This is a genomic window from Mesorhizobium sp. LCM 4577 (genome assembly GCF_001854795.2).
In the GTDB taxonomy this organism is placed as follows: domain Bacteria; phylum Pseudomonadota; class Alphaproteobacteria; order Rhizobiales; family Rhizobiaceae; genus Mesorhizobium; species Mesorhizobium plurifarium.
Window position 1 is genome coordinate 1 of the sequence record NZ_MDDU01000054.1, and the last position, 26,783, is coordinate 26,783.

The 26,783-nt window shown below is 64.8% G+C and carries 28 protein-coding genes and 1 pseudogene; 16 read left to right on the forward strand and 13 right to left on the reverse strand.

Annotation, left to right across the window (positions count from 1 at the left end):
• The 5 genes and pseudogenes from LCM4577_RS30305 to LCM4577_RS30325 form a co-directional block, all read right to left on the reverse strand.
• Positions 1–323, reverse strand: a pseudogene (locus LCM4577_RS30305) (transposase); the annotation flags it as partial.
• 402 nt (positions 324–725) lie between these two features.
• The gene (locus LCM4577_RS30310; RefSeq protein WP_071074568.1) at positions 726–1,469 is read right to left on the reverse strand and encodes a 2OG-Fe(II) oxygenase; all 744 of its coding nucleotides are present in this window, start codon (positions 1,467–1,469) and stop codon (positions 726–728) included.
• 277 nt (positions 1,470–1,746) lie between these two features.
• The gene (locus LCM4577_RS30315) at positions 1,747–2,274 is read right to left on the reverse strand and encodes a hypothetical protein (protein ID WP_071074693.1); all 528 of its coding nucleotides are present in this window, start codon (positions 2,272–2,274) and stop codon (positions 1,747–1,749) included.
• Between the two features lie 5 nt (positions 2,275–2,279).
• Entirely contained in the window at positions 2,280–2,702 is a 423-nt protein-coding gene (locus tag LCM4577_RS30320) for an OsmC family protein (protein ID WP_071035836.1), read from the reverse strand.
• 294 nt (positions 2,703–2,996) lie between these two features.
• Complete coding sequence (locus tag LCM4577_RS30325; RefSeq protein ID WP_071074569.1) at positions 2,997–4,529, reverse strand: acid phosphatase; 1,533 nt, start codon at positions 4,527–4,529, stop codon at positions 2,997–2,999.
• 251 nt (positions 4,530–4,780) lie between these two features.
• Between LCM4577_RS30325 and LCM4577_RS30330 the strand changes: the two genes are divergently transcribed.
• Both LCM4577_RS30330 and LCM4577_RS30335 read left to right on the forward strand, forming a co-directional pair.
• Positions 4,781–5,989 carry a cytochrome-c peroxidase gene (locus LCM4577_RS30330; RefSeq protein ID WP_244508472.1) on the forward strand — a complete coding sequence of 403 codons (1,209 nt, stop codon included), beginning with the start codon at positions 4,781–4,783 and terminating at the stop codon, positions 5,987–5,989.
• Positions 5,990–6,139: 150 nt separating this feature from the next.
• On the forward strand, positions 6,140–6,391 hold the full coding sequence (locus LCM4577_RS30335) for a hypothetical protein (RefSeq protein ID WP_071074571.1): 252 nt from the start codon (positions 6,140–6,142) through the stop codon (positions 6,389–6,391).
• Between the two features lie 51 nt (positions 6,392–6,442).
• Here the strand turns inward: LCM4577_RS30335 and LCM4577_RS30340 are convergent, their stop codons facing one another.
• Positions 6,443–7,030 (reverse strand): dihydrofolate reductase family protein, encoded by a 588-nt coding sequence (locus tag LCM4577_RS30340; RefSeq protein WP_071035832.1) that lies wholly within the window; start codon positions 7,028–7,030, stop codon positions 6,443–6,445.
• A 21-nt stretch (positions 7,031–7,051) separates the two neighbouring features.
• Entirely contained in the window at positions 7,052–7,915 is an 864-nt protein-coding gene (locus tag LCM4577_RS30345; protein WP_071035831.1) for an NmrA family NAD(P)-binding protein, read from the reverse strand.
• Between the two features lie 100 nt (positions 7,916–8,015).
• Here LCM4577_RS30345 and LCM4577_RS30350 point away from each other — a divergent pair, with 100 nt between their 5' ends.
• Complete coding sequence (locus LCM4577_RS30350) at positions 8,016–8,432, forward strand: helix-turn-helix domain-containing protein (protein ID WP_071074572.1); 417 nt, start codon at positions 8,016–8,018, stop codon at positions 8,430–8,432.
• Positions 8,433–8,466: 34 nt separating this feature from the next.
• Here LCM4577_RS30350 and LCM4577_RS30355 read toward each other — a convergent pair whose 3' ends face one another.
• The 3 genes from LCM4577_RS30355 to LCM4577_RS30365 form a co-directional block, all read right to left on the reverse strand.
• A complete protein-coding gene (locus tag LCM4577_RS30355) occupies positions 8,467–8,682 on the reverse strand; it encodes a hypothetical protein (RefSeq protein ID WP_041009222.1) in 216 nt (71 codons plus the stop codon).
• Between the two features lie 497 nt (positions 8,683–9,179).
• Entirely contained in the window at positions 9,180–9,326 is a 147-nt protein-coding gene (locus tag LCM4577_RS30360) for a hypothetical protein (RefSeq protein WP_116390217.1), read from the reverse strand.
• Between the two features lie 99 nt (positions 9,327–9,425).
• A complete protein-coding gene (locus LCM4577_RS30365; protein ID WP_320411881.1) occupies positions 9,426–9,620 on the reverse strand; it encodes a hypothetical protein in 195 nt (64 codons plus the stop codon).
• A 280-nt stretch (positions 9,621–9,900) separates the two neighbouring features.
• Here LCM4577_RS30365 and LCM4577_RS30370 point away from each other — a divergent pair, with 280 nt between their 5' ends.
• From LCM4577_RS30370 to LCM4577_RS30415, 10 genes are all read left to right on the forward strand, one after another.
• Positions 9,901–10,059 (forward strand): hypothetical protein, encoded by a 159-nt coding sequence (locus LCM4577_RS30370; protein ID WP_157900517.1) that lies wholly within the window; start codon positions 9,901–9,903, stop codon positions 10,057–10,059.
• A gap of 235 nt (positions 10,060–10,294) precedes the next feature.
• The gene (locus LCM4577_RS30375) at positions 10,295–11,362 is read left to right on the forward strand and encodes a type III polyketide synthase (RefSeq protein WP_041010848.1); all 1,068 of its coding nucleotides are present in this window, start codon (positions 10,295–10,297) and stop codon (positions 11,360–11,362) included.
• Positions 11,359–12,081, forward strand: coding sequence for a hypothetical protein (locus tag LCM4577_RS30380; protein WP_071074573.1), 723 nt, complete (start codon positions 11,359–11,361; stop codon positions 12,079–12,081). The genes LCM4577_RS30375 and LCM4577_RS30380 overlap by 4 nt, the downstream gene beginning before the upstream one ends.
• Complete coding sequence (locus LCM4577_RS30385) at positions 12,078–13,313, forward strand: NAD(P)/FAD-dependent oxidoreductase (protein WP_071074574.1); 1,236 nt, start codon at positions 12,078–12,080, stop codon at positions 13,311–13,313. Before LCM4577_RS30380 ends, LCM4577_RS30385 begins: the two co-directional genes overlap by 4 nt.
• Positions 13,314–13,461: 148 nt before the next feature.
• Positions 13,462–13,941, forward strand: a complete 480-nt coding sequence (locus LCM4577_RS30390; RefSeq protein ID WP_071035934.1) for a DUF2231 domain-containing protein — start codon at positions 13,462–13,464, stop codon at positions 13,939–13,941.
• Positions 13,942–14,104: 163 nt separating this feature from the next.
• Positions 14,105–14,401 (forward strand): hypothetical protein, encoded by a 297-nt coding sequence (locus LCM4577_RS30395; RefSeq protein WP_131803315.1) that lies wholly within the window; start codon positions 14,105–14,107, stop codon positions 14,399–14,401.
• Positions 14,402–14,564: 163 nt separating this feature from the next.
• Positions 14,565–16,094 (forward strand): tlde1 domain-containing protein, encoded by a 1,530-nt coding sequence (locus tag LCM4577_RS30400; RefSeq protein WP_244508473.1) that lies wholly within the window; start codon positions 14,565–14,567, stop codon positions 16,092–16,094.
• Positions 16,095–16,341: 247 nt separating this feature from the next.
• Complete coding sequence (locus tag LCM4577_RS30405; RefSeq protein WP_071074575.1) at positions 16,342–17,577, forward strand: glycosyltransferase; 1,236 nt, start codon at positions 16,342–16,344, stop codon at positions 17,575–17,577.
• A 76-nt stretch (positions 17,578–17,653) separates the two neighbouring features.
• Positions 17,654–18,439, forward strand: coding sequence for a ThuA domain-containing protein (locus LCM4577_RS30410; protein WP_071074576.1), 786 nt, complete (start codon positions 17,654–17,656; stop codon positions 18,437–18,439).
• Positions 18,440–18,541: 102 nt separating this feature from the next.
• Complete coding sequence (locus tag LCM4577_RS30415; RefSeq protein WP_071074577.1) at positions 18,542–19,600, forward strand: Gfo/Idh/MocA family protein; 1,059 nt, start codon at positions 18,542–18,544, stop codon at positions 19,598–19,600.
• A gap of 148 nt (positions 19,601–19,748) precedes the next feature.
• On the opposite strand, the gene LCM4577_RS30420 is transcribed toward LCM4577_RS30415, so the two are convergent.
• From LCM4577_RS30420 to LCM4577_RS30430, 3 genes are all read right to left on the reverse strand, one after another.
• Complete coding sequence (locus tag LCM4577_RS30420; protein ID WP_071035822.1) at positions 19,749–20,471, reverse strand: 3-keto-5-aminohexanoate cleavage protein; 723 nt, start codon at positions 20,469–20,471, stop codon at positions 19,749–19,751.
• A gap of 170 nt (positions 20,472–20,641) precedes the next feature.
• Positions 20,642–21,574 (reverse strand): dimethylarginine dimethylaminohydrolase family protein, encoded by a 933-nt coding sequence (locus LCM4577_RS30425; protein WP_040988460.1) that lies wholly within the window; start codon positions 21,572–21,574, stop codon positions 20,642–20,644.
• Positions 21,575–21,600: 26 nt separating this feature from the next.
• Positions 21,601–23,196, reverse strand: a complete 1,596-nt coding sequence (locus tag LCM4577_RS30430; RefSeq protein ID WP_071074578.1) for a peptidase M20 — start codon at positions 23,194–23,196, stop codon at positions 21,601–21,603.
• A gap of 82 nt (positions 23,197–23,278) precedes the next feature.
• On the opposite strand from LCM4577_RS30430, the gene LCM4577_RS30435 reads away from it, so the two are divergent.
• The 3 genes from LCM4577_RS30435 to LCM4577_RS30445 all read left to right on the forward strand — a co-directional run bounded on the left by LCM4577_RS30435 (position 23,279) and on the right by LCM4577_RS30445 (position 26,783).
• Positions 23,279–24,166: a LysR substrate-binding domain-containing protein gene (locus LCM4577_RS30435; protein ID WP_040988345.1), complete on the forward strand. Its 888-nt coding sequence runs from the start codon at positions 23,279–23,281 to the stop codon at positions 24,164–24,166.
• 339 nt (positions 24,167–24,505) lie between these two features.
• Positions 24,506–25,600 (forward strand): ABC transporter ATP-binding protein, encoded by a 1,095-nt coding sequence (locus tag LCM4577_RS30440; protein WP_041010839.1) that lies wholly within the window; start codon positions 24,506–24,508, stop codon positions 25,598–25,600.
• Between the two features lie 70 nt (positions 25,601–25,670).
• Complete coding sequence (locus LCM4577_RS30445; protein WP_071074579.1) at positions 25,671–26,783, forward strand: ABC transporter substrate-binding protein; 1,113 nt, start codon at positions 25,671–25,673, stop codon at positions 26,781–26,783.

The window sequence follows — 26,783 nt, forward strand, 5'->3', positions numbered from 1 at the left end:
TCGGCCGTGGCCAGCCAGCGCTGCGATTCCTTGTCGGCCAATAACCGTTGACTATGTGGCGTTTCCACCCGGCCATCGCGCGTCCAGATCTGGCCCGATACCAGTCCGAGCACCTCGCCCGTTCCCGCATCCAACGCCAACATTGCATGCAGCAGCGCGCCTCGGACGTTGCCGCCCTTGCCGATCTCGCCCAGGCCCCGCCGGTGCTGCGCCGTGGTCGTAAAGTTGATCTCACTGGTGTCTTGGACCGCCAGCACGTGACGGCCAGCGCAGGCCTGCGAACTCGTCAGCCCCCAGCCTTCGATCAGGCTCTGCGTCGTCACCCGCTTGTTCGCCAGGAACCGGCCAAAGCCAATGATCCGTCCCCGCGATCCTCCCRCAAGCCGTCGAACGCAAACGCTCTGACGATCCACCATGAGCCCCAGCAGCTGGGCCCCCTTTTTTGCAAGCGCTCGTCGCCGAACGCTCCTAATCCGATCTCATGGGCTGACATCGCGACACATCTCCATCAACGCATCGCAGACGGAATCACAGCCCAACACAAGATCGCCAATCAAAAGCGAGTCATTCACTTCAAAAGATGTGTGCATCCCCTAGACGAATGTGGGGAGAGGTGGCTCGGCGAAGCCGAGACGGAGAGGGGAGCACCCTACGAAGGCCCCCTCTCCGTCCGCTTCGCGGACACCTCTCCCCCGCCTCGGCGGGGGCGAGGAACAGCGCTGCGCCTACTTCGCGTCGTGGAAGATAATTCCGACTGTATGTCGCCGTCCTGATCTCAGTCGGCTGACCCCGTGTCTGAGATTCACCCGGTAATATCCCTTGGTGCCCTGCACCGGCCGGTTATGCACCGCAAAGATCACCGCGTCACCGCGCTTGAGCGGCACCACCTCGGCGCGGCTTYGCATGCGCGGGCGCTGCTCGGTGAGCACGAATTCGCCGCCGGTGAAATCCTCGCCAGGTTCGGACAACAGGATCRCCACCTGCAGCGGAAAGGCGAGCGCGCCGTAGAGGTCCTGATGCAGGCAGTTGAAGTCGCCAGGGCCGTATTGCAAGAGAAGCGGTGTCGGCCTCGTCTGGCCCTCGTCGTGGCAGCGCTCCAGGAAAGCAGCGTGCTCAGCCGGATAGCGCTGCGCCACGCCCATTTTCTCGTTCCAGTCGTTGGCGACGGTTGCGAGGCGCGGGTAGAGGGCGGTGCGCAGCCCGTCGATCAGGTCCGGCAGCGGATATTTGAAGTAGCGATATTCGCCCTTGCCGAAGCCATGGCGCGCCATCACGACATGGCTGCGGAAATGCTCCTCATGCGGATAGAGGCCGGCGAGGTCGGCGCACTCCTCGGCCGACAGCAGGCCGGGCATGACGGCGCAGCCATGGGCGTTAAGGTCTGAGACGATGCCCTGCCAGTCTTGCGCCGCGACGCGGGATTCGGAGGACCGGCTGACGCGCTTGGTGCTGAGGGAATGAATGGTCATGGGTCGGCTCCTTCGATGCGACCAAAGTGGGGAGAAGGACGCGCCTCGGCCACCCGATTCCTGCGGAGGTGAGTGAGATCCATCGGAGAAGCTGGAGGGACAGCGCCCCCCTCTGTCCTGCCGGACATCTCCCCCACTTGGGGGGAGATTGGCAGCTTGGGCGGCGGCGCTCTTTCTTGCGACGCTGGAGATTGGCGAAAGCGGCGACGGCAGCTGATCTCCCCCCTTGTGGGGGAGATGTCCGGCAGGACAGAGGGGGGCGCGAAGGATCTCGGCCTCAACCTTTTCTGCGATACTTCTCCAACTCCGGGTCGAGATCCACCCTCACCGCATTGGTGAACACGCAGGTCGCCACCATGATGCCGGCGAAGGCGGTGAGGTTTACCAGCAGCGTCTCGTCATAGCGCGCCTTGAGCGCGGCCCAGGTTTCGTCCGGAACGGCGTTGGCATCGGCGGCGACCGCCTTACCAAACTTTATCAGCAGCGCCTCGTCGGCCGAAGGCGCAATCCCCTCGGGTTCGAACCCGCTGTCGATCAGCGCGCGGCGGAAGAAGGTCACGGGGATCTCGGCGCGCATCGTCTCGGCAATCGCCTTCGAGAACAGCCAGATGGCGCGGTCGTCGAGCGTCGGCTTCAGCAGGTCGCGCAGCGTGAACCATTCGGCGTAGATGCGGTGGGCGGCCGGCGAATGCAGCAGGATGCGCTTCATGTTGGTCATGCGGCCGCGCAGCGCAAGCTCGCGGTCGTGCTCGGCACGGATCTCGTCGGAAGCGGTCGCGTAGTCGATCGGCGAGAGATGCGCCATCGCGATCATCCTAGCGTCGCGTGCAGCGCCGGCGCGCCGCGTAGAGTGTTGGAGACAGTGCAGATGCCCTCGGCGTCGGCGAGGATGCGCTGCTTCGTTGCCGTATCGAGGTCGCCGGTGATCTCGAGCTTGACGGTGAATGTCTCGACCCGCGATGGCTCGTCCTTCGCCTTGTCGCCGGTGACATCCGCCCTTACCTCGCCAAGCCGGTCGGCGACGCCGAGGCGCGTGGCAGCGATGCGGGCGCTGAGCACCATGCAGGCGGCCAAAGAAGCATAGAGCAGGTCAAGCGGGCTGAAGCCCGGAGCGCTCACCTGCGTGACGACATCGACCGCACCGCCGGTCGGAGTCGTGACCGTGGGCAGGCCGCCCGGCGGCAGGACGGCGAGCGCGCCGACATTTCGGGTTCTGACCTTCAATTCTGCCATCGTGAAGTCTCCAATTTTGGAGACATTGATAGCGGAGGGGAATTGCTGAGGACAACCAGCAAGGTCGGCGCTGCCCCTCATTGTCCTGCCGGACATTTCTCCCCGTATAGTGACGGGAGGAAAGGGCTTGTCGCCGGCGTCGCGGCCATTTCCTTCTCCCCGTCACTATACGGGGAGAAGGTGCCCGAGGGGCGGATGAGGGGCAGCGCGGCGACGGCCAACTGGCATCGCGCCCTACGAAGGCCCCTCTCCGTCCGCTTCGCGGCTCCCCGCCTTTGGCGGGGCGAGGAAACGCTACTTCGTCAGGTCGAGCGCCGCCGTCAGATCGCCCATCGGCGGCTGGTCGTTGTTGCGCAGCGCCTTGTCGCGGGCGACGATGCCGGGCAGCACCGGCAGGTCGTAGCGGTTGGTGATGAAGCGCAGGATCGAGGTGGTGTCGTACTGGGTGTGGTCGACGATACCCATCTTGGCATAGGGCGAGATGATGAAGGCCGGGATGCGGTTGCCCGGGCCCCAGCGGTCGGCCTTGGGCGGCGCGACGTGGTCCCAGAAGCCGCCATTCTCGTCATAGGTGATGACGACCAGCATGTGAGCCCATTGCGGGCTCTTCTCCAGATGCGAAACGAGGTCGGTCAGGTGCTGGTCGCCGGAGGTCACATCGGCATAGCCGGCATGTTCGTTGAGGTTGCCCTGCGGCTTGTAGAAGGTGACGGCCGGCAGTTTGCCGTCGTCGATCGCCTTGATGAACTCGACGCCGTCGAGGCCGCCATCCTTGATGTGCTCGGCCCGCGCGGCCGTGCCCGGCGCATAGGCCGCGAAATAGTTGAAGGGCTGGTGGTGGAACTGGAAATTCGGCACCGGCGTCGCGTTCTTGCCGTCGAGCGCGGCCTGCCAGGCGCCCGAGTACCAGGCCCAGGAAATGCCCTTCAGCGACAACAGGTCACCGATGGTGATCTCGTGCTGCGGCGGCAGCGTGGTCGGCTGCGCCGGATCGGCCAGCGCCTTGTCGCCGCCCTCGGCCGGCTTGTTGGCGCTCGGCTGGTAAGGCGGCTGCATGGTGTTGACGGCGTAGAAGTCGGGCGTGATGGCGCCGTCATTGGCGAATTTCGGCACGCCGCCAAGTGCGGAGGCCGGTGAATTGTCGGCCGGCTTCAGCGTCACGCCGTCCGGTTCGACGACGGCGATCTGGCCCTTCACCGGGCTGGTGGCGGCGTTCGGGTAATAAGGCGCGCAGGCGCAGGCGAGCATGAAGTGGTTGAGGAAGGAGCCGCCGAAGGCGCCCTGGAAGAAATTGTCCGCCAGCACGTATTTCTTGGCGATGTTCCACATTGGCAGGACCGAGCCGTCATAGTGGCCCATCACCAGCGAGCCGGAATCGGCCCAGGCGACGAACTTGTCGTTCTTGCCGCCGTCGATCTGCATCTGCTCCTGGTAGAAGCGGTGCCAGAGATCGTGCGTGACGACGTTGGTGCCCTCGTTGAAGCCCTTGGGATCGTCGATCGCGAATGTCGCGTTGGCCAGATGCGCGCTCTGCGCCTCCGTCACCGCCGGCGTGACGCCCTTGCCGGTCAGCCCGCCCCAAGCCGGCGGCAGTTCGGAAAGCGGCGTGCCGTCGCGGTCGAGCTGGCGCGCCTGGCCGGGCGAGACGTTGGCCAGGCCGTTGGCGCCGGGGAAGCCGCCATAGAGGTTATCGAAGCTGCGGTTCTCGGCGTAGATGACGACGACGGTGTCGATCTTGTCATAGCCGGGAGGTGCCGCGTGGGCAGCAGCGGAGAGCGATGCCAGCGCTGTGGAGGCGAGGCAAAGGGAGAGAAAGGTTCGGGTCATCGGGAAATGCCTCGTGGCTTGGGAATGGCTGGAGGACGGCAATGCAGGGACGCAGCTGCATCAATGCCCAGCTACTTCGACGCCTTGTCACCCATGTGACAGTTCCGCAGCGTCCGAACACGGTTTCGTGAGCGAGGAAGCCAGTCATCAATCCGTTGTACTAGCCTCCTACTTCGCCAAAGAACCCAGGGATGTCGCCGAAGATGATGGGACGTTGGAGAAATCAGGGGATCGCCATTGGCGCGGCCGCGATGATCGTCTTGACCGCGCCTGCCAACACCGCGCAGCCTTCCGGCGTCCATCCCGGCCCGATGTCACGCCAGGACGCCTTCGCCCGCGCCGAGGCGCTGACGGCGTTGGGGCGGCAGATGTTCTTCGATCCGTCGCTCTCGGCCTCGGGCAAGCAGGCCTGCTCGTCCTGCCATGATCCCAACCACGCCTTCGGACCGGCATCGGCGGCACCCGTCGAGATGGGCGGACCTAACCTCGACCGGCCCGGCATTCGCGCCGTGCCGTCGCTGCGCTACCTGCAGGCCGCGCCCGCCTTCACCGAGCATTTCTACGACTCCGAGGATGAAGGCGACGAGAGCGTCGACAACGGCCCGACCGGCGGCCTGACCTGGGACGGCCGTGCCGACCATGGCAAGGATCAGGCGAGGATCCCGCTGCTGTCGCCCTTCGAGATGGGCAACAAGGACGAGGCCCAGGTGGTCGCCAGTCTGCGCAAAGCGCCCTATGCCGACGCCTTCAAGGCTGCCTTCGGCGCCGATGTCTTCGACCATCCGCAGGACGCCTTCGACGCCGCGGTGGAGGCGCTCGGCACCTTCGAGCAGAGCAGCACCGATTTCTATCCCTATTCCAGCCGCTACGACGCCTTCCTTGCCGGCAAGGCGCAGCTCTCGGCGCAGGAGCTGCGCGGCCGCATGCTGTTCGAGGACGAGGCGAAGGGCAATTGCGCGAGCTGCCATTTGAGCGAGCCCGCCAATGACGGCGAGCCGCCGCAATTCACCGATTACGGCCTGATCGCGATCGCAGTGCCGCGCAATCCGGCGATCCCCGCCAATGCGGATCCTAATTATGTCGACCTCGGCCTGTGCGGTCCGCTGCGCACCGACTTCAAAGGGCGGACGGAATATTGTGGGCTGTTCAAGACGCCGACCTTGCGCAACGTGGCCTTGCGCAAAAGCTTCTTCCACAATGGCTATTTCCACACGCTGCGCGAGGCGGTCGCCTTCTACGCCAGCCGCGACAGCGATCCCGCGCGCTGGTATCCGAAGAAGGCCGATGGCATGGTCGACAAATTCGACGACCTGCCGAAAGCCTACTGGCCGAACCTCAACACCGACCCACCGTTCAACGGCAGGAAACCCGGCGACAAGCCGGCGCTGACCGACGCAGAGATCGACGACATCGTCGCCTTCCTCGGCACGCTGACCGATGCCGACCAGGCGGGGCAGTAGGGCCAATGGCTACGGAGATCGGTAGACGCACGGCCTGATTGCAGCCGAGGTCCGGATATCCACCATAAATGTGTGCCAATGTGAGCCACGTCATAGGAACGCCAAGTCGCGCCTGCTATGTTGCCCATCTCTTCACAGATGGAGTCTCCGATGAGGTTCGTCGCGGTGCAGGAGCCGCCCGGGAGCAGCTGGGCGGTGTTCGACGCGGGCAATGGGTCGCCGGCGGAATATGCCGGGCGGGTGCTTATCGGCCTGACATGGCGTGAGGCCCGCTGGTTCGTCGCCGCGGGCAATGACCATGCAGCCTGGCCGCGGCCCGGCCGGCCAGCGGGGCAACTGCGGCTCGTCAGCGGAGGCGGCTCGCAGCCGATCCGGGAAAGGCACGGCCAAACAGGCGGTTGAGAAGGCGCGCTGCCAGATTGATTCAAGGCAGCGCGGCCGCGGTTGCACCTCTCATTGCGCCGGCGCGTAACGGCTCACCACCATGCCGCAGGCATAGGCCTTCGAGCTGAGAAGCTTCAGGCTTGAAAAACCACCCTGGTCGAAGATGCGGCGGCCGCTGCCCAGCACCGCCGGATTGATGAAGAGCTGGAATTCGTCGACCAGGCCCGCGGCGATCAGCGCGGACGCAAAGCCCGCACCGCCGAACACGGCGATATCGCCGCCCGCGCCTTGCTTCAGCCTGCGCACCTCGCGCGGCAGATCGCCGCTCACGACCCGCGTGCGCTCCCAGCGCGATGCTTCGAGCTTGTCGCTCGCCACAACCTTCTCAATCTCGACGATGCGTTGCGCGAAGGCGTAGAACGGGTCCTTCGGATATTTCCTCGCCGCGTTGCCCCAATGGGTCAGATACCCCTCCTCAGCCATCTTGCGGCTCAACAGGATGGTGTCGATCGCCGTGAAAACAGCGTTGAAGTCCCGCTTGAGCTCCTCGTCCCATGCGCTGTCGTCGCCCCATTCCCAGAGCTGCCAGCGGCGGTCCTCGTCGGAGCCGACAAAACCGTCAACCGACATCTGCATTTGCAGGATGAGCTTTTTCATGTCCGGTCTCCCTGTGAAAGCTCAGGCCGCAGCGTGCGAACGGGCGATAGCCCGTGCCCAGGCTTCGAAGCTGGTCGGCGTGGCGTTTTCGGCCGTGGGGGCTTCCAGCGCCCAGCGCTCGCCTCTGTTGAAACTTGCCGCCGTCTCGCCAAGCGCATCGGCAAAACTCGCCGATATGCCATTGGCGACCATGCCGGCCCGCGCTTCGGCGAACGGCGCTTCATGGTAGGCGACGTCCTTGCCGATGGCCCGGCCCAGGATCGTGGTGGCCTGTTCGAGCGTGTAGGAACCGCCGCCATGCAATTCGACAACGCGTCGGGCCGGGAAATGTTCGGCACTCAATAGCGCGGCGGCGCGCTCGCCAATGTCCTTGGCGGCAATCAGCGGCATCGGCAGGTCGCCACGGAAGGGCGAGGCGAAGACTCCGGACGCCGCCTGCTCGAGGAAGCCCATGCCCTTGATGAAATTCTCCATGAAGAAGGCAGCGCGCAGATAGACGAGTTCCTCCAGGCCCAGCGCGGCGAGCCGCTCTTCCATCAGCGCAGCGCCAAGCGAGGTACCCATTCTGAGATGGGCGTTAAGGCCGCTGAGCAGTACGATCCGACGCAAGCCCGCCTTGCCGATGGAGGATACCAGCCGTGCGCCGACCTCGTCCTCAAAGCGGTGCAGATCGGGCGCGGTGACATCGAATGGGATCATCACGTAAGCGCTGTCGGCGCCCGAGAAGGCAACGTCGAGCGCCGCCTGGTCGTCAAGCGCAACGCCCAGGCTGCGGGCGATGCCGCGCACCTTATGCCCTGCCCTGGTCAGCCTGACCGAAACCTCGGCGCCGACTTCGCTGGTCGCGCCGACGACCACGATCGTACGGTTGGCTTGCTGGTTCATCACGTTCTCCTCTCTGCTCAAATGATTTACTTTTAAAACCATTTGACGCAGGGCAGGAGCGATGTCAATAGTAGAGTGATTTTAAAATGGAACCGTACCGATGTCGACCAAGGGACGATCCGGCTGCCCGATCAACCTCTCGCTCGAACTCGTCGGCGACCGCTGGACGCTGCTCATCATCCGCGACCTGGTCTTCGCCGGGAAAAGGCATTTTCGCGAGTTCCTGCAATCCGATGAAGGCATCTCGTCGCGGACGCTCGCCGAGCGGCTGCAGACGCTGCAGGACGAAGGCATCGTCACCCGCAGCGGCGACCCGACGCATGCGCTGAAGGCGATCTACCGGCTGACGGAAGCCGGCATCGACCTTTTACCGGTGCTGGCGACGCTGGGCGCCTGGGGCAGCAAACATCGCAATGCCGACGACAAGCTCGCGCAGATAGCGGATGAGCTCGCGGCCGGCGGTGAGCCGGCGCTCCAGCGGATGAAAGAGAGGCTCAGGGCGGAGCATCTGGGGTAGTAGGGCTGCCAATCTCCCTCGTGTGGAAGATGCCTCAGCGGGCCCGCCCGCGTCGCAGCGGCCCGACCGGCTCCTCGGTCGGCGGTTCCCCGGGCAGCCCCAATCGCAGCCGCTCCTCCTCGGCGAAGATCTCGGCCTGCGCGTGAATGTCGAACACCTGCTGCGTCAGCCTGCCGCCATCGACGACGCGCACGATCCATTGACCATTGATGGCTTTTACGCGGACACTGTCTGGCTCGCTCGTTACCATATACAGCCCCTGCTCTTTGCTCGAAGAACTGCCTATTTCATTCCCAATATGATCTAGCGCGCCTGGATTTGTCGAAAAGTGGTGGCTTATCGGCGTTTAGTTCTAACCAGCTCACCGTTATTCATCACAATTGCGGGGCACCGCGAATAAAGACGATTATGGTGGAGCATGCATGCCGTTGCAACTTTGCCCAGCGGAATCCGACTTCGCTACCACGTCCGGTCTGCGAAACGGCGTGGCACTGGATTTCGAAAGCGTTCGGATGGGCTGCGGATCGCGCAGCCTGGCGCCTGGCGGTGCGTGGATGCGGACGAATTCGCCGCGGCGGCGGCCCGGCAGCCTTGGGGGGTGATACTGGGTTCGGCGGCCGGGCCTGACCGGAGTTTGCGAGGCCGCCGGCTGTCATAAGCATGCGCTCGGGCCCAGCCAAGGACAAGAACGACCTAGGCCCTAGGACCAAAGCTGCAAGGGCATGGCCCTCACGACCGCCGGCCGCGTCAAAAGCCGAAGAAATGCCGGCCGACGAGATAGCCGAGCGCCGCGACGACCAGCGGAAACAGCGCCGGCGCGGCCTTGCCGAACAGCGAGGGGTTTATCTCCTTGGCGGGAGCGCTGGGTTTGGCATTGCCGAGGTTTTTGGTCATGAGCTCATTACCGGTTGGGGGCTAGCTGCCGGTTGAGCCATTAAATTAGAAACTGCTTATTAAGTTTCCGGCAAGCCCCACGCTACAATTCGCGGCAATTTATTCCGATTGCTGGGTACGCTCGGCAAGCGCGAAGGCCTGGAGGTTGCGCGACTTGCCGGGGTCCTGGTCGGCGTTGGCGATGATGGCGTGGAAGGCCGCCCGGGCGATATCCTTCTTCTTGGCATCCGGATGCCGTTTTCGCACCGCCTTGAGCAGGTCTTTCGGTTTCATATCGGGGGTGACAACGCGCATCAGCGTATCACCTATGGCCTGCAATTCGCTGGCATCCATAACGATGAACCCTGTTTTGGCGGCGGGAGCCTGGCATATAGCGACATGAGCGCGTCACTTTTGTGATGCGCTCACCCATCGCCCTGGGAGCGTTCAGAGAATCTTCGTGGCGAAGGCGTCGAGCCGTGAATTCTCGCGATAGCAAAGCCGCGTCGCTTACGCGCCGGCGACCCCCGCGGCCGCGCCGTCGAGTTTGGAACTCTTCATCCTCTCGCGGGGTTTATATGCGAGGCGAACCGCCATGGAAGACAAACCGCCTGCCGAAAACCCGGGAAGGATTCTCGCCACCGTACTGGCGATCTGCCTCATCATCATCGCCTTGTTCTTTATCGGCTTCAGATATTCGGAGCACGACCAGGGAGCATTGATCGTGCCCGGAGCGACGCAAGGCAATAAGTGATCGGCCCGCAGTCCTTGTTTCCAGAGGCAGGGAAAGGCTGTAACGGTTTGATTTTGCCTACTATTCCCTCCCAAATCTTTTAGGCTCGGGATCACGCGCCAGGGAAGAAACAGGTTTCCCGAAACGTTTATCGAACAGGCAACGCTCAGCGTCTGGCGCCCGACAAAGGCGCTCGCGAGCAATGAAACCCTCCGGCAACAGCGCGCTCCGCGCCCGAGGCCCAGGGAGACAGTAGATGTCCGCCAACGCCTATATCAACCGGATCGCGACAGCGGTTCCGGAGCATGAAGTCCACCAGTTCTACCTGCGCTACGCGGCCTCCATGCTGACCGCCGACCGCAGGAGGATATTCCAGCGCATGGCCGGCCTTGCCGGCATCGAGCACCGCTTTTCCTGCTTTGCGCCCGCTCTCGACCCCGAAGGGCCGTCGGCCGACCTTGCCGGGACCTTCAGGCGCGGCGCCTTTCCGGGAACAGCCGCCAGGATGGTTATGTTCAGCCAAGCAGCACCCATTCTGGCGCAAAAGGCCGTCGACGGATTGCAGCTTGGCGATGAGGCATCGCGCATCACCCATCTCATCGTCACCACCTGCACCGGATTCTCCGCTCCGGGCATCGACCTCGACCTTGCCGCGCGATGCGGCCTCTCAGACGGTATCGAACGCACGATGATCGGGTTCATGGGCTGCTACGCCGCGGTCAATGCCCTCAAGCTTGCCCGCCATATCGTCCGCTCCGACGCACGGGCCAGGGTCCTCGTCGTCAATATCGAGGTCTGCACCCTGCATCTGAGGGAAACCACCGAGCTGGAAAAGCTGCTGTCCTTCTGCCTTTGGGGCGACGGCTGCGCGGCGACGCTCGTAACCGCCGAGCCGTCCGGTATCGAACTCGACTCCTTCCGCTGCACCGTCGCTGAGGAGCGGCGGGAGTTGATGACCTGGGATATCCGCGATCACGGCTTCGATATGTTCCTCTCGGGCAAGGTGCCTGCGGCGGTCCATGAAACACTGCGAAGCAACCAGGACGCTATCCTCGGTGGCCGGCCGCCGGAGGCAATCGACCTCTGGGCCGTGCATCCCGGTGGGCGCAGTATTCTTGATGCCGTCGAGAGGGCGCTCGACCTCGCGCCGGCCGCGCTCGGGCCGTCGCGCGAGGTGCTGCGCCGCTACGGCAACATGTCGTCGGCGACGGTGATGTTCGTCATGGAAGAGATGCTGAAGGCGCCGGGCGGACAGCTCGGCTGCGGCATGTCGTTCGGACCCGGGCTGACGGCCGAGACCATGTTGTTCCGGACCGCCCCATGAACGCGCTCGATCGACGGACGCTCGTCCCGGAAATCCTCGATCGCCTCGCCGCGGACGATCCGCGGGCGCTCCACTCGCGGCGCGATCTGCGCAGGATTAACGCGCTGATGTTCCAGGCGCCGATCATGGCATCGCTCATGAGAAAATTCGTGGCCACGGCGCCCCGCCGCATCCTTGAGATCGGCGCCGGCGACGGCACCTTCATGCTGAAAGTCGCCTGGCGCATGACAAGAGACTGGCCGGAGGTGGAGCTGACGATGCTCGATCGCGTCGGTCTCGTCACGCCCGAGCTCACGGCGGATTTCGCCGGTCTGGGATGGAAACTCGAAACCTTCACCGGCGATGTCTTCGACTGGGCGCAGAGGACGGATGGCGGGGCTTTCGATGTGATCACGGTCAACCTGTTTCTGCATCATTTCGACGAGGCCGGACTGCTGCGTCTGTTTTCGCTGCTGGTTCGCAAGGCGCCATTGCTCCTGGCGACGGAACCGCTGAGGGCAGGCTTGGCGCTCGCGACGACTCGCCTTCTGCCGGTGATCGGCGCCAATGAAGTCACTAGGCATGACGCCGCTCAGAGCGTGCGCGCCGGTTTTCGCGGCAGCGAGCTTTCCGATCTCTGGAGCGCTGCCGGCGGCCGGCCACTCGATGAGCGGAGCGTCGGCCCCTTCTCCCATGTCTTTGCCGGCGCCGCGCCGATGCCTGACGAGGCTGTGCCATGAGACCGGCATCGACCCACGATGCGATCGTCATCGGCGCCGGCCCGGCAGGCACGTCGGCGGCGCTGGCGCTGGCCCGGCGCGGCTGGACTGTGGCGATCGTGGAAAAGAGCGCGTTTCCGCGTCGCAAGGTGTGCGGCGAATATATCTCGGCAAGCAATCTCGCGCTCCTCGAGCGACTGGAGATCGTCGATGCGTGGCGGGCCGAGGCGGGTCCCGAAATTCGCCGGATCGGCTTCTTTTCCGGCGATACCAGCGTCGAGGCGCCGATGCCGCGTGCGAAGTCCGTGCCGGCGACAGGAGACGGTTTCGGCCGGGCGCTCGGCCGCGACGTGCTGGACTCGCTGCTGTTGGATGCGGCCCGATCGGCCGGCGCGGACGTCTTTCAGCCTTGCCGCGCCGTCGCCATCGAACGCAATGGCGTCTGCCAAGCGGTGCGGATCCAGGCAGGAGCCCGGAATTCCCGCGACGAGGCGACGATCCTACGGGCACCGGTAATTGTCGCCGCGCATGGCTCGTGGGAACCGGGACCTTTGCCGAGCCAGCTAGGGAAGAAAGGGCATCCCTCGGACCTGCTCGGCTTCAAGGCGCATTTTTCAGGATCGACGCTGCCGCCCGACCTGATGCCGCTGCTGACGTTTCCCGGCGGCTATGGCGGCATGGTGCTAGCAGACCATGGCCGCATGTCCCTCTCCTGCTGCATAAGGCGCGATATGCTCGCCCGGTTGCGCGGCAACCTTGCCCGCAAACATGGTGGCCAGGTCTCGGCGGCCGAAGCTGTCGAGCATCATCTCAGGGCGACGTGCGAGGGTGCGCGGAAGGCGCTGCAGGAAGCCAGCCTCGACGGTCCGTGGCTTGCCGCCGGCCCGATCCGACCAGGCATCCGCACCGGCTACGACGGGGACATCTTTCGCGTCGGCAACATCGCCGGCGAGTCGCATCCGATCATCGCAGAGGGCATATCGATGGCGCTTCAATCCGGCTGGCTCCTGGCCCGGGAACTCGGCACGGCAGGATGTGGGCAGGCGAAACGCGAAGCGGTCGGCAGACGTTACGAGGCGGCCTGGAGAGAATTATTCTCGACCCGTGTCCTCGCTGCGGAAGCCATCGCGCGCATCGCCATTGGCCCCGGCGGCGGCGCCATGATGAGAGCTGTTGTCCGCAATTTTCCGCAAGTATTGACCATGGGCGCGCGGCTCAGCGGCAAGACGAGAGCGGCGCCGGGTTTTGGCTGACGGAGTGCGTGGCTCGACGAGCACGCCTCGGGTTATGGAACATTCAGGGGAGATCGGGGTTGGTATGCGATACGGCTCCTGCCGCCGCCGAGCCTATGTCGCGACGTGGCATGAGGCGGCGCTCGCCACGCCTGCGGGAGACATCACCATGGTCCAGCACACGATCCCCCACAATCCGCACAGCACCGCAAGCATTGCCGGCCATCCCATCCATGCAATGCTGATACCATTCCCGATCGCCTTCTTCGTCGCGACCTTCGTTTGCGACCTCATCTTCTGGCGAACCGGCAATCCGATTTGGGTCTCCGCTTCGCTCTGGCTTCTTGGGGCGGGTCTGATAATGGCCGCGCTGGCCGCCCTGGCCGGCCTGACCGATGTCTTGGGCGATGCCCAAATCCGTAGTCTTAGCGACGTATGGCTTCACGCCGGCGGCAACGTGATTGTCGTCCTGATCGAACTTTACAATTGGTATTCGCGATATGCCCACGCGGAGGCGGCCGTGGTGCCGGTCGGCCTGGTCCTGTCGCTGATCGTCGTTCTCATTCTTCTGTTCACCGGCTGGAAAGGCTGGGGAATGGTCTATCGGCGTCACGTCGGTGTCGCCGACGCAACGGACGAAACGCGTTGAAGACACCAGCGTGGTCGCGGCCAGCCAGGCCAGGAGCGTCCGAAATGCTGCCGCCGGTCGAAAAGCTCTGTTTCCCCTAGTTTCCTCCCTTCATGTCACCTCCGCCCTGCGGCGGAGGTGACTTTTTCGGGGTGTTCTGGCGCCCCAATGTCTTCCCCTCGGCTTGACCGGCTGGTCCACCGCATCTTTGGCCGGCTTGTTCCAGCGCCAGGCGCGTAGGCCGCATTTTGACCCTAATCGCCCGATAGGCGGCCAGGATTACTGCGGTTCCGGTCTTCACGGTTTCTTGACAGAGGCCGGAAAAACGGGCAGCAAAGCAGGTGGAAAGAGCATTTTTACCGTGGCGAAGACCGTGGAAAAGCTCTTTTTTCGTATGGACCGTCGCCAAATCGGCGATTGGTGGAGGGATTGGTTAACCATCTTTGTCCATCTTTTGAATCAATCGGCAACAGACGCGTGAAGGTGCAGGGGGCACCAGCGAACTGTGATCGTGACGGGTGCCAGGTCCGCAAACCGGCATGCCGATTGAGAGTGGTCGTATGGCGTTTTTGCGTTTGAAAAACCGGGGTGACGCTCCTCACGGGGGGGTAACTTCGAAAAAGTCTGGTCATCGTTGGGTTGTGGTGCCTGCTGTCGGCGCCGCTCTTGCCCTATGGTCCATCGCCACTTTGGCGGGGCTCTATTCGGTAAGCACCTCGCTGACCGCCGCTTCCAAGGGATTGCCGCAAGGTCTGCTTTCGCCACGCAACATCGCGCTTGGCGACCAGCGCCGCCAGATCGCCAACGCATGGGCGCCACGCCTTGCCGCCAATGGCGGCTACAAGGCGGGCTCGCTTATCGGCGGCTGCGACGCTGGCTGCTTCAACCTCGCGACAAGCTTCAGGCATAACGGCCAAGCTTTTGAAAAACAGAAGAATGAAGGCCGCGACGGCAAGATGGCGCGCCTCAAGCTGCCGGCGCCCGACAGCGTCGCGCAGGAAAAGGTCGCGGTGGTGGCTTCGGCCGCCGGGGCCGCCGACCGTTTCGACGGCGTGGTGAAGCGTGCGGCGCTTTCGCCGCAAAAGCTTGCCGATGCCTTTGCCCGCGCCGAGAAGGCGCCGTTCCTGCTGGCCAGCCTGCCCTCGGCGAACCGCTTCGGCGGCGCGCTGCCGGGCGCCCCGGCGGAAGCGCGGTTCGGTTCGCAGCCAGCCGAAATCGCTGGCGCTTCCGAGTTGGCGCTCGCGCTCGCCAACATATCGCCAGAGGAGACGGCCGACGTTCCGACCGCCGTCGCGCTTCAAAACAGTGACGCGCCGAATGTCGCCGACAAGCCCGACAATGGCCAGGATGGCGCGTACCAGGTCGCCTCGCTGCCGCCGCAGGACGGTTTGCCCGACACGATCGCTGTGCCCGGCCTTCGTCCGCGCACCATGCTAGAGCGCGCTACCGAGGCGCCCGAGCAGAACGCGGCCAAGCCGCAGAAGCCCGAAGCCGCGAAGCCGCAGGCCGCCAAGGCCAAGCCGCAGCCGGCCGCGGCCGACACTGCGCAAAGCACGCCGACGGCAGTCTCGCCGAGAAGCGGCGACCAGGCCCTGCCGGGCGTGGCGGGCTCGAAACCGATGGTTGCCGAGTCCAAACTCGGCAAGCGCAAGGCGCAGACATCCGAGATGCTGGCCTATGCCAAGCCCGACACGCCGGAGAGCGGCGGTCTCGGCAGCGCCTTCCGCAACCTTTTCAACGGTCCTTCCACGGGCAATGGCGTCGCCGTCTACGATATCTCGGCGAGAACCGTCTACATGCCCGACGGCTCGAAGCTGGAGGCGCATTCGGGCCTGGGTTCGATGGTCGACCAGCCGCGTTTCGTCGACCGCAAGAATGTCGGCCCGACGCCGCCCGACACCTACAATCTGTCGATCCGTGAATCGCGCTTCCATGGCGTCGAGGCGATACGCCTGACGCCGACCAGCGGCCGGAACAAATACGGCCGCAACGGCCTGCTCGCGCACACCTATATGCTGCGCGGCGGCCGCGCCGAGTCGAATGGCTGCGTCGTCTTCAAGGACTACCACCGCTTCCTTGCCGCCTACAAAAAGGGCAAGATCAAGCGCCTCGTCGTCGTCCCGCGGCTCACAAGGTCCCCCACCCAGGTCGCCCAGGAAGGCCGCCAGGGTTAAGTCCCACCCGAGCCGGCGCGCTGACCGCCGGCTTTGTCGATCCCCACTTGCTGATCGGAAGGGCTTGGCGCCAAGACGCGCCGGAGCATTTGCCGTCGCCGTTTCGAGCACAGCGATGGTCGCAACCTCACCCGAGGAAGCGATAGCGACCCTTCCCAGAATGTAGATATGGCGCAGCCCGGGCTTGCGGCAAGCCCCTGGACATGGCGTATCAACGCTGCTCCGAAAAACCCCGACGGAGCATGGAATGCGGATCTTGTTATCGACTTACGGCTCGCGCGGCGACGTGGAGCCGCTGGCGGCGCTGGGCGCGGCCTTGCAGGCGCATGGCGTCCAGGCCAGGGTGAGCGCGCCGGCCGACGCGGAATTTGCCGCGCTTCTCGCCCGCGCGGGCGTACCGCTGGCGCCGGCCTTCGCGCCGGTGCGCGAATGGGCGAAGGAAATGATCAACCGGTCGCGATCGGCCTCGCCCGAGGACCGGGCCAGGCTCATTTCCGGCCAGGCGGCCGAGATCGTCGCCAGGCAATATGAGGCGCTGAGCGCGGCTGCCGAAGGCTGCGACGCCGTGGTGGCGTTCGGCCTCTTCCCGTCCTGCGCCGCCGCGCGGCTGGTCGCGGAACAACGCGGCACGCGTTACATGCTCGGCACGTTCTGCCCCATCTGGCTGCCGTCGCAGCACAACCGGCCGCATGAATATCCTGGACATCCGCTCCCGGCTGGCGTGACCGACAACCGGCTTTTGTGGGACATCGACATCCGGACCAAGAACGCCCTCTTCGGCGAGGCGGTCAACGGCCGTCGCGCCTCGCTGGGATTATCCCCGGTGCAAAATGTCCGGGACTATGTCTATGGCAATCCCGTCCTGCTCGCCTGCGATCCGACACTGGGACCGTGGCTGCCCTCGGACCTGATCGATGCGGTGCAGACCGGGGCCTTCATCCTGCCGGATGAACGGCCCCTCCCCGACGGGCTGGAGGCTTTCCTGAATGCAGGCCCGCCGCCGGTCCATGTCGGCTTCGGCTCGATAGCGGTGGCCAAAGAAGCCGGCAGCGCCGCCATCGCGGCGATCCGCGCCAAGGGCTTCCGCACGGTGCTCGCGCAGGGCTGGGCAGAGTTGGCCCCCGTCGACGATGGCGATGATTGCTTCGCCGTCGGCGAGGTCAACCAGCAGGCGCTGTTCGGCCGAGTCGCCGCAGTCATCCACCATKGCGGCGCAGGCACGACCATTGCCGCCGCTCGGGCGGGAGCGCCGCAGGTGATCGTGCCGCAGATCGGCGACCAGCCCTATTGGGCGCGGCGGGTGGCGGAGTTGGGCATCGGCGCCGCGCATGACGGCGCGGGGCCTACGGCGGCCTCGCTGTCAGCGGCGCTGGAGATGGCATTGGCGCCGAAGGTTCCGGCGCGTGCCCGTGCCCTTGCCGRCAAGGTTCGCGCGAATGGAGCCGATGCCGCGGCGAAATGGCTGGCGGACAGGATGAGGTGAAAGGCCTTCCAATATACCCCGAACGCTTTATGAATGGCCGTCGGGCGGCTCCACCCCAATCATCACGAGGCAATCCATGACAATTCGCGCTGTCGTCTGGGGCGAGAACATCCATGAGCGGACCAATGAGGTGGTGGCCGGCATCTATCCGGAAGGCATGCACGCGACCATCGCCAAGGCCCTGAACGCCGATAAGGCAATCTCCGCTTCGACCGCAACGCTGGAGCAGCCGGAGCACGGCCTGCCGGAAGCCCGCCTTGCGGAAACCGACGTGCTGGTCTGGTGGGGCCACAAGGACCATGGCGCGGTGGCCGACGAGGTGGTCGAGCGTGTCGCAAAGCGCGTCTGGGAAGGCATGGGGCTGATCGTGCTCCATTCCGGGCACTTCTCSAAGATCTTCAAGCGGCTGATGGGCACGCCCTGCACGCTGAAATGGCGCGAGGCCGGCGAGCGCGAGCGGCTGTGGGTGACGAGCCCCAGCCATCCGATCGCCGAAGGCGTCGGCGACTATTTCGAACTGGAGAACGAGGAGATGTATGGCGAGCAATTCGCCGTGCCGGAGCCGCTGGAGACCGTCTTCATATCCTGGTTCCAGGGCGGCGAGGTGTTCCGCTCCGGGCTGACCTACCGGCGCGGCGCCGGCAATGTCTTCTACTTCCGCCCCGGACACGAGACTTATCCGACCTATCACGACGCTACCGTACAGAAGGTGCTGCGCAACGCAGTGAAGTGGGCGGTGAACCCACAAGGGTCGAATCACGCCGTCCTCAATGCGCCGAACGTGCCGGTCGAGAAGGCGCTGGAGCCGATCGAGGAGCGCGGGCCTAAGCTGCATGCGCATGGCGAGGCCGGCTTCCGCTAAAAAAGGCCCTCTCGGCTTCGGCTGGGATTGCGCGGAAACAGTGCCTGGGTCACATTCGCCTCACAGTATTGAATCGAACCAAACCGCTCAAAGGAGCAGAAAATGCGGCTTCTGATACTCGGCACCGGCTGGATGGCGCAGGAACATGCCCGCCGCTTCGGCGCCATCGAGGGCGTCGACATCGTCGGCGCGGTCGACGTCGATGCGGTTCGCGTCGGCGAGTACGCCGACGCCTACAAAATCCCGAAGCGCTTCACCTCGCTGGAGGCGGCGCTCGACTGGGGCGATTTCGACGCGGTCGCCAATGTCACGCCCGACCGCATCCACCACCCAACCACCATGGCGCTGGTCGCCGCCGGCAAGCCGGTGCTGTGCGAGAAGCCGCTGGCCGAGAATTTCGGCAAGGCGAACGAAATGGCCGATGCGGCGGAAGCCGCCGGCATCGTCAACATGGTCAACCTCACCTATCGCAACGTCGCCGCGCTGCAGAAGGCACGCCAGATGGTGCAGGCCGGCGAGATCGGCACGGTGCGCCATGTCGAGGCGTCCTATCTGCAGAGCTGGCTGGTATCGAAATTCTGGGGCGACTGGCGCACCGATCCGAAATGGCTGTGGCGGCTGTCGCGCGGCCACGGCTCCAACGGCGTGCTCGGCGACGTCGGCATCCACATCCTCGATTTCGCCAGCTATGGCGCGGCGCTCGACATCGACCATGTGTTCTGCCGGCTGCGCGCCTTCGACAAGGCGCCGGGCAACCGCATCGGCGAATACCAGCTCGACGCCAATGACAGCTTCGCCATGACGCTCGATTTTTCCAACGGCGCCTTCGGCGTGGTGCATGCCAGCCGCTGGGCCACCGGCCATATCAACGAACTCAGGCTGCGGATTTATGGCGACAAGGGTGGCATCGAGGTGGTGCACAATCTCGACGACTCGCTCCTCAAGACTTGCGCTGGCGCAAATGTCGAGAATGCCAAATGGGAAGAGCTCGATGCCGGCACCGTGCCGACCAACTACCAGCGCTTCGTCGAGGCGGTGAAGAGCGGCGTGCAGACCGAGCCGACCTTCCGCCACGCGGCCGGCTTGCAGAAGGTGCTGGACCTTGCCGTGGTGTCGGACGAGAAACGCGCCGAGCTGAGGGCCAACGCGGATACGCAGTAGCGCTTCCTCGCCCCCGCTGAAAGCGGGGGAGAGGTGTCCGCGAAGCGGACGGAGAGGGGGTCTTCGTAGCGCGCTCCCCTCTCCGTCTCGGCTTCGCCGAGCCACCTCTCCCCACTTCGTACCCACTTCGTGGGGCGAGGAACCCGGGTCATGCTCCGCGATAAATCCCCACCGCCGCAGCCACCAGCGCTGCATTCCCATCGGCCACGCTGCCGTCCGGCAACGCCTTCCCATCCTCCAGCCCGACCCGCGTCGACAACTTCCTTGCCGCCGCCCTTTCCACGAAGGGCCAGACCGTCGCGTTCTCGCCATGCAGCAGGATCGAGCGGCGAATGCCGGCGCGCTGCAAGACCGTCTCGATGCCGTCGGCCACTGCAAAGGCTTCGCCCAGCGCCTGTTCGGAAATCTCGATCAGCACGCGCAGCACCCGGCCGCCATGGTCGAGCCCGACCAAGCGCTCGGCGTCGGCGACGGACGCAAGGCCGGCCTCGATGCCGATGCCACGCTGGCGCAGGCTTTCCATGACCACAGGTGCCGCCGTCTCGCTGAGATTGACCGAGGCATAGTCGGGCAGCTCGCGCCAGCCGGAGATGGCGACCAGCGTGCGCAGATCATCCCTCTCGATCCAGGCGCCGGTGGAGACGCCGATCAGCGTGCCCGGGCAGGCGCGGCGGAGCGCTGCGACCGTCCTGTCCATCGCTTCCGGCGCCAGGCTTTCCCGGCCATCGGCGCCGCGCACATGGACATGCAGCTCGGCCGCGCCCGCAGCGATCGAGGCGGCTGCGTCGCGCGCCATGGCATCAGGATCGAGCGGCAAAGCGGGGTGGAAATCGGCGGGGCGAGCGCCGTTGATGCAGGCCTGGACGATCATCTTTGCGGCAATCCTGTTTCGGCTAGCCGGAGCCTAGCGCAGGGCAAGGATGATCGGAACGGATATGGCGAAGTCTCCTGACAGGCCGGACCTGCAAATAGAAAATCCCCCAGGGCCGACGGCCAGGGGGATAGGTGTTCCCCTTCGGTGGTCTCGGACTTGAAAGCCCGTTACGCCGGCACGCGCTTCAGCGCCTGCGCCATGCAGTGGATGCCGCCGCCGGTCTTGGAGATCTCGCTCATGTCGACGGCCGCGACCTCGAAGCCTTGCGCCTTCAGCTTCTCGATCAGCGTCTTGCTGGAGGTCGGCGCGATCACCCTGTCCTTGCCGAGCGACATGAAGTTGCAGCCGAGCGCCATCGTGTCCTGGAAGGGCACGTCGATGATCTCGTGGCCCTTGCCCTTCAGCCAGTCGACGATGCCGGGCTCGGTGCAGGCGAGGCAGACGGCGGTGAGCTTTTCGGCGATCGGCACGACCATCAGGTCGATATGGACGTAATATTCGTCGATGAAGGCAAGCCGCGTCTCCCAGCCTTCCTTCTCGAACCAGTCCTGCACCTGGCGGGCGCCTTCTTCCTGCGTGCGCGCGCCGCCGCAGCCGATCAGCACCACGCCCTCCTCGATGACGTTGAAGTCGCCGCCCTCGAAGGTGCCGGCCGTCACCATGTCGTAGATCGGGATGCCGAGCTTCTCATAGGTGCGGATGGCGGCGTAGTTCTCGCCGCGCCGCCACCAATTGGCCATGGCGGTGATGAAGGCGCCGTAGGGGGTCATGACGCTGGAGTCGCGCGAATAGACCTGCATCGGCAGTTCCGGCGTCGGCTCGTGCCAGTGGATGTTGACGCCGAAATGCTCGTAGGCCGCGACGAGGTCCTTGTGCTGCGCCTGGGCGATCTGGACGTTGCAGGGCGCCTCGCGCAGATGTTTTCTGGACAGCGAGCTGGTCGACAAATGCCTGAGGAAATTGGGGGAGCCGAGCAGCACGTCGGTCAACACGTCGGTTTCGTTGGCGAAGCCCCAGGCGGTGAGCGGCTTGGTGCCGCCATTGGGGTTGCGGCGCTGCAGTGAGAACGGCTCGGCGACGATGCGGTCATGGACGGTCATGGTGTTCTCCTCGATCGGTTTTGTTGTCATGCGGTGGAAGCGGCCGGAATCCACCAGTCGCGCCCGCGCGGCGTGGTGACATATTCCGGCCAGCGGAAATTGATCGGCGGTTCGTAGTCGCAAAGCGGCGCGATCCAGTTCGAGCCGCCGACGCCGCCGCCGGTTCGCTCTACGAACTCATCCATGGCGGCGTCGCGCGCAGCCTTGTCTTCCAGCAGGCGCAGCGCGGTCAACGCGACGGTCTTGGCTGCGCAGGTGACCATCGGATCGATGGTGGCGGAGATGCCGCCCAGCGCGTTCATCGCCCAGGACGGATAAGTATGGCCCTTGACCGCGCGCAGCGCCGGACGGGCTATGTAGAAGCGCGACGTCGGCGCGTGCCAGCTCATGTCGGTGTAGTCGTCCGAGGTCGAATTCACCTGCGAGGGCGGCAGGTCGCGGCGCAGGATCGCTTCGGCCTCTTGAGGCGAAATCAGCCGCTCCAGCTCGTCGACGAAGGGGTTCTCGGTCGCCTCGCCGCCGGCATTGACCTGGACCTCGCGGGCAATCGCCCTCGCCTCCTCGCTCCATTGCGGCGCGCCGACGGCGGAAAGCGCCTGATAGGTGATGTCGGCCATGGCGTGGTTGGCGAGACCGGGCCGCGACTTCGACACCCAGTGGCGCTCGTAGCGGCAGCCGCTCATACGGGCGGCGGCTTCGGCGTTGCGGTCGAGCACGGCAGTGACTTGCTCGGCCATGCCAATGGTCGGCACGCGGATCATGTACTGGATTTCAGCCAGGCCGGCCGGGAGATTGTCGGCGGTCGCCTGGCCTGCCGTCAGGATCGCCTCGCTGATCGACCAGCCGCCTTGATGGGTGAGCATGGAATCGCGCAGCGCCTTGGAGGCCATATACATCATCATCAGCGCGTCGTTGGCGCCGGGCGCCCTGACCGCCGAATGCGCCTGCGGGATGGGTGCTGCGTCGCTTGCCGCGCGGGTCCAGTTCTCGGGCTCGTCGCAGACGAAGCGGTAGATCATCGAATAGCCGGCGCCGCAATGCGTATCCCAGCGCGCCGTATTGCAGAGCGGCAGCATATAGAAGGGATGGAAGGAGATCATGCCGGCGAGGCCGTCATAATAGCCCTTTGCCGCGTGGATCGGCTTCGAGCCCCTCACCTTCTCCGCCGGCTCGCCGGTGAAGCGCAGCGTACCCTTGATGCCGTGCTCCAGCATTGCCGCCTTGGTGGCCAGAAGACCACCGAGGCTGCCGATGCCGAGACCCGAATGCGGATCGGTGTGGCCGCCTGCCTCAAAGCCCAGACCGGACCGCGGCCGCTTCACCGTCGCGGCGTCCTGGCAATTGCCGGGCACGGCGTCGTACTCGCCATACATGCCGATCGTCGGCCCGTCGCCATTCGTCCAATGGGCGCAGAAGGCGGTCGGCATGCCGCCCGAGCCTTCCTCGACCGAAAAGCCTTCGCGCTTCAGCCGCTCCACATACCAGGCGGCCGATTGGTACTCGCGCCAGGCGGTCTCGCCGAAATCGAAGATGGTGCGCGTCCAGGCCGACAGCAGCGGCTGGATGCTGTCGATCGTGGCAAGCGCGGTTTCTTGCGCGGAACTCGTCGCCGGTTTGTCCATGGTCCAAGAAAAGCAGTGAAGCGGCTCATCAAAAAGTGATATGTTTTCCCGGTTCGTGCAAATTCGGTTCACCTGAGGCCTCTTGCGAATACCGTCCACGCAGGCGCTGCGCGCCCTCGACAGTTTTGCCCGTCACGGCAGCGTGTGGCGCGCCGCCGACGAGCTCCATCTCACCCGCAGCGCCGTTTCGCATCAGCTACGGCTGCTCGAACGCGACCTCGGTTTCGATCTGTTGCAGCGCATCGGCAAGGGCGTGGCGCTGACGCCGCGCGGCCAGCGCTACGCGGCGGATGTCCGCAAGGCGCTGACCGTGCTCGGCGATGCCAGAACCCAGAACAGCGGCGCCGGCGTCGGCGGTTCTTTCGCCATCTCTTGCCCGCCGGGCTTTGCCTCAATGTTCCTCTGCACCCATATCGGCGAATTCCAGCAGATGTATCCGGACGTAACGCTCTCCGTGCTCACGCCGCGGCGGCTCGACGATGTCAGCAATCCGGATGCCGACGCCTTCATCGCCTTCGGCGTCGGCAATTGGCCGAACCGGGCCGTGGAGCTGCTCTGCGAAGTCTCTTTCACGCCGCTCTGCAGCCCGAGACTGCTCAACAAGGTCGGCGGCTTTTCCAAGCCCGCCGACGTGCTGCGCGCCAGCCTGCTGCATCTTTCCGACACAGAGGACTGGGCGCGCTGGCTGGCGCTGTCCAAGGTGGAAAATCCTGACACCGAAGGCGGCATCTTCTTTTCCGACATGAACCTCGTCTTCTCGGCGGCTATCGCCGGCCAAGGGATTGCGCTCGGCGACGAGCTGACCGGCCGCCAGGCGCTGAGCGAAGGCCGGCTGGTCAAGCCTTTCGAGGCGACCGTCCCATCGCCGCGCTCCTATTTTCTCGTCTTCGAACACGCCAAGGCGGGGCACCCGGTGCTCAACGCCTTCGGCGACTGGCTGAGGGCGAAGCTGTCGGAGAGCAGGGTTTAGGCGGATTGAGTGGGGCGACGGAGAGCTGATCTCCCCCCTTGCGGGGGAGATGTCCGGCAGGACAGAGGGGGGTGTGACGGAACGCCGACATTTCCGGATACCCCGGGTGGCGATTGCCATCTTCCGAAAATTCAGCGCTTTCCAGTTTCTACGCTGGCGGGACAGCACCCCCCTCTGCCCTGCCGGGCATCTCCCCCGCAAGGGGGGAGATTTGCAGTTCCAGCGACGCCCCTCTCCCTCCACCCGTGAATCAAATTTGCCGATCAGGCGAAAACTATTCGGTTGCGGTGAGCCGCAGCCATGCCTACGATTTCATTGGGAACTGAGGAAAGAGCCAGGATGCAGCAACCCGGCCGGGCCGCAGAAATCAAGGCGAACGGGATCGGCAAGAGCTTCGGCTCGTTCCGGGCGCTCGACAATCTGTCGCTCGATATCGGCCGCGGCGAGTTCCTGACGCTGCTTGGGCCCTCAGGCTCCGGCAAGACCACCTTCCTGATGATCCTGGCCGGCTTTGTGCAGCCGAGCGAAGGCAAGCTTTTCAGCGACGGCGTCGACATCACCAATCGGCCGGCCGAGCAGCGCGCCGCGGGCATGGTGTTCCAGGGCTATGCGCTGTTCCCTCATATGAGCGTGGAGCAGAACATCGCCTTCCCGCTCAAGGTGCGTAAGAAGTCCACGTCCGAAATCAAGCAACGCGTCGGCGAGATGATCGAGCGCGTCGGCCTCAAAGGGCATGAGAAAAAGCTGCCGGCGCAGCTTTCCGGCGGTCAGCAGCAGCGCGTGGCGCTGGCCCGCGCTCTGGTGTTCGAGCCGGGCGTGCTGCTCCTCGACGAGCCGTTCTCGGCGCTGGACAAGAGCCTGCGCGGCCAGATGCAGGCCGAGATGAAGCGGCTGCACCAGGAGACCGGCACCACCTTCGTCTTCGTCACCCATGACCAGAGCGAGGCGCTGGCGCTGTCGTCGCGCGTCGCCATCTTCAATCACGGCAAGCTGTTGCAGGTCGGCAAGCCGGACGAGGTCTACGACCGCCCCGCCAACCGTTTCGTCGCCGAGTTCCTGGGCGAGATCAACATGCTTCCGGTGAAGGGCGTGCGCCCCGCCGACAATGGCGCCACCGGGCTGTGCGAAGACCGCGCGGTCAACATGCGCTGCAAGGCGGAAACGATCAAAGGCGACGCGATCCTCGCCATCCGTCCCGAGGACATGTCGATCGCGCCGGAAGCGTCGGTCAATCAGAACGGCATCGCCGCGACGGCTGTCGCCTCAACTTACCTGGGTGCTGCAACCAAGCTCGACCTTACCACCCGCCAGGGCGCCAAGGTCACCGTCTCGGTGCCGAACGAGGTGGCTGCGGCGGCACTCAGCAAAGGCAATTCGGTCTGGCTGACCTGGCCAGCGGAAAAGGGCTTCCTCCTTCCGGACGGAGGACAGTAAGCACTGCCGCTGCGGCCTGAAAGCGCCGCATCGGCTTTCGGTTCAATCAACGACAACAAGGGGAACTGACATGAACGACACGAAGAAACAAATGATCGAATCGCTGGCCGAGCGGACCAAGCGCGGCGAGATCTCACGCCGGCAGTTCGCGCAGCTCGCCGGCCTCGTGCTTGCCGGCACGCCGATGCTGCTGCGTTCGACCGGCGCCCATGCCGAAACCAAAGGGCTGGTGCTGGTCAACTGGGGCGGCGACGCCATCACCGCCTATGACGCAGCCTACGGCCAGGCCTTCACCAAGGACACCGGCATCCCGGTCAAGATGGACGGCTCGGGCCCGACCGAAGGCGCGATCGCCGCGCAGTTCAAGAGCGGCGCGCCGACCTGGGACCTGGTCGACGTCGATCCGTTCTCGGCCATCACGCTCGGCGGCCAGGGCATGCTCGAGCCGATCGACTACAAGATCGTCGACAAGAGCAAGATGCGGCCGGGCTTCGGCTGGGAATATGCCGCGTCCACCTATTTCTTCTCCTATGTCATCGCCTACGACTCGCAGAAATTCGGCTCCAACGCGCCGACCGGCATGGCCGACTTCTTCGACGTGAAGAAATTCCCGGGCAAGCGCTCGCTCTACAAATGGGGCGTGTCGAGTTGGGAAGCCGCCCTTCTTGCCGACGGCGTCGCGCCGGCGTCGCTCTATCCGCTCGACCTCAAGCGCGCGCATGACAAGATCGCCGCCTTCAAGGAAAACGTCGTCTCCTATTGGGGCGGCGGCGCCGAGAGCCAGAGCGTTCTGCTCAACGGCGAGGCCTCGATGGCGATCGTGTGGTCGACCCGCGCCTCGCTGATCGAGCAGGACTCGGGCGGCCAGATCAAGTTCATCTGGGATCAGGGCCTGATCTCGCCCGGCGCGCTGGCCGTCTTGAAGAACAATCCCGGCGGCAAGGAAGCGGCRATGAAATTCATCGCCAGCACCCAGGACCCGCAGAAGGAACTGGTGATGTTCGACAAGCTCGGACAGGGTCCGGCCAATCCAGCGGCGGACGCGCTGATCCCGGCCGACAAGAAGCGCATCAACCCTGTCGATCCGGCGAACATGTCGAAGCAGATCCCGCTCGACATGGAGTGGTACGCGAAGAATTACGGCGCAGCGCTCGACGAATACACCAAGATCATCTCGGCCTGA

Excerpts from the sequence above, each read along its gene's own strand:
- LCM4577_RS30315 (WP_071074693.1), bottom strand. The coding sequence starts at position 2,274 with ATGGCGCATCTCTCGCCGATCGACTACGCGACCGCTTCCGACGAGATC.
- LCM4577_RS30320 (WP_071035836.1), bottom strand. The coding sequence starts at position 2,702 with ATGGCAGAATTGAAGGTCAGAACCCGAAATGTCGGCGCGCTCGCCGTC.
- LCM4577_RS30325 (WP_071074569.1), bottom strand. The coding sequence starts at position 4,529 with ATGACCCGAACCTTTCTCTCCCTTTGCCTCGCCTCCACAGCGCTGGCA.
- LCM4577_RS30330 (WP_244508472.1), top strand. The coding sequence starts at position 4,781 with ATGATCGTCTTGACCGCGCCTGCCAACACCGCGCAGCCTTCCGGCGTC.
- LCM4577_RS30335 (WP_071074571.1), top strand. The coding sequence starts at position 6,140 with ATGAGGTTCGTCGCGGTGCAGGAGCCGCCCGGGAGCAGCTGGGCGGTG.
- LCM4577_RS30340 (WP_071035832.1), bottom strand. The coding sequence starts at position 7,030 with ATGAAAAAGCTCATCCTGCAAATGCAGATGTCGGTTGACGGTTTTGTC.
- LCM4577_RS30345 (WP_071035831.1), bottom strand. The coding sequence starts at position 7,915 with ATGAACCAGCAAGCCAACCGTACGATCGTGGTCGTCGGCGCGACCAGC.
- LCM4577_RS30350 (WP_071074572.1), top strand. The coding sequence starts at position 8,016 with ATGTCGACCAAGGGACGATCCGGCTGCCCGATCAACCTCTCGCTCGAA.
- LCM4577_RS30355 (WP_041009222.1), bottom strand. The coding sequence starts at position 8,682 with ATGGTAACGAGCGAGCCAGACAGTGTCCGCGTAAAAGCCATCAATGGT.
- LCM4577_RS30360 (WP_116390217.1), bottom strand. The coding sequence starts at position 9,326 with ATGACCAAAAACCTCGGCAATGCCAAACCCAGCGCTCCCGCCAAGGAG.
- LCM4577_RS30365 (WP_320411881.1), bottom strand. The coding sequence starts at position 9,620 with ATGCGCGTTGTCACCCCCGATATGAAACCGAAAGACCTGCTCAAGGCG.
- LCM4577_RS30370 (WP_157900517.1), top strand. The coding sequence starts at position 9,901 with ATGGAAGACAAACCGCCTGCCGAAAACCCGGGAAGGATTCTCGCCACC.
- LCM4577_RS30375 (WP_041010848.1), top strand. The coding sequence starts at position 10,295 with ATGTCCGCCAACGCCTATATCAACCGGATCGCGACAGCGGTTCCGGAG.
- LCM4577_RS30380 (WP_071074573.1), top strand. The coding sequence starts at position 11,359 with ATGAACGCGCTCGATCGACGGACGCTCGTCCCGGAAATCCTCGATCGC.
- LCM4577_RS30385 (WP_071074574.1), top strand. The coding sequence starts at position 12,078 with ATGAGACCGGCATCGACCCACGATGCGATCGTCATCGGCGCCGGCCCG.
- LCM4577_RS30390 (WP_071035934.1), top strand. The coding sequence starts at position 13,462 with ATGGTCCAGCACACGATCCCCCACAATCCGCACAGCACCGCAAGCATT.
- LCM4577_RS30415 (WP_071074577.1), top strand. The coding sequence starts at position 18,542 with ATGCGGCTTCTGATACTCGGCACCGGCTGGATGGCGCAGGAACATGCC.
- LCM4577_RS30420 (WP_071035822.1), bottom strand. The coding sequence starts at position 20,471 with ATGATCGTCCAGGCCTGCATCAACGGCGCTCGCCCCGCCGATTTCCAC.
- LCM4577_RS30425 (WP_040988460.1), bottom strand. The coding sequence starts at position 21,574 with ATGACCGTCCATGACCGCATCGTCGCCGAGCCGTTCTCACTGCAGCGC.
- LCM4577_RS30430 (WP_071074578.1), bottom strand. The coding sequence starts at position 23,196 with ATGGACAAACCGGCGACGAGTTCCGCGCAAGAAACCGCGCTTGCCACG.
- LCM4577_RS30440 (WP_041010839.1), top strand. The coding sequence starts at position 24,506 with ATGCAGCAACCCGGCCGGGCCGCAGAAATCAAGGCGAACGGGATCGGC.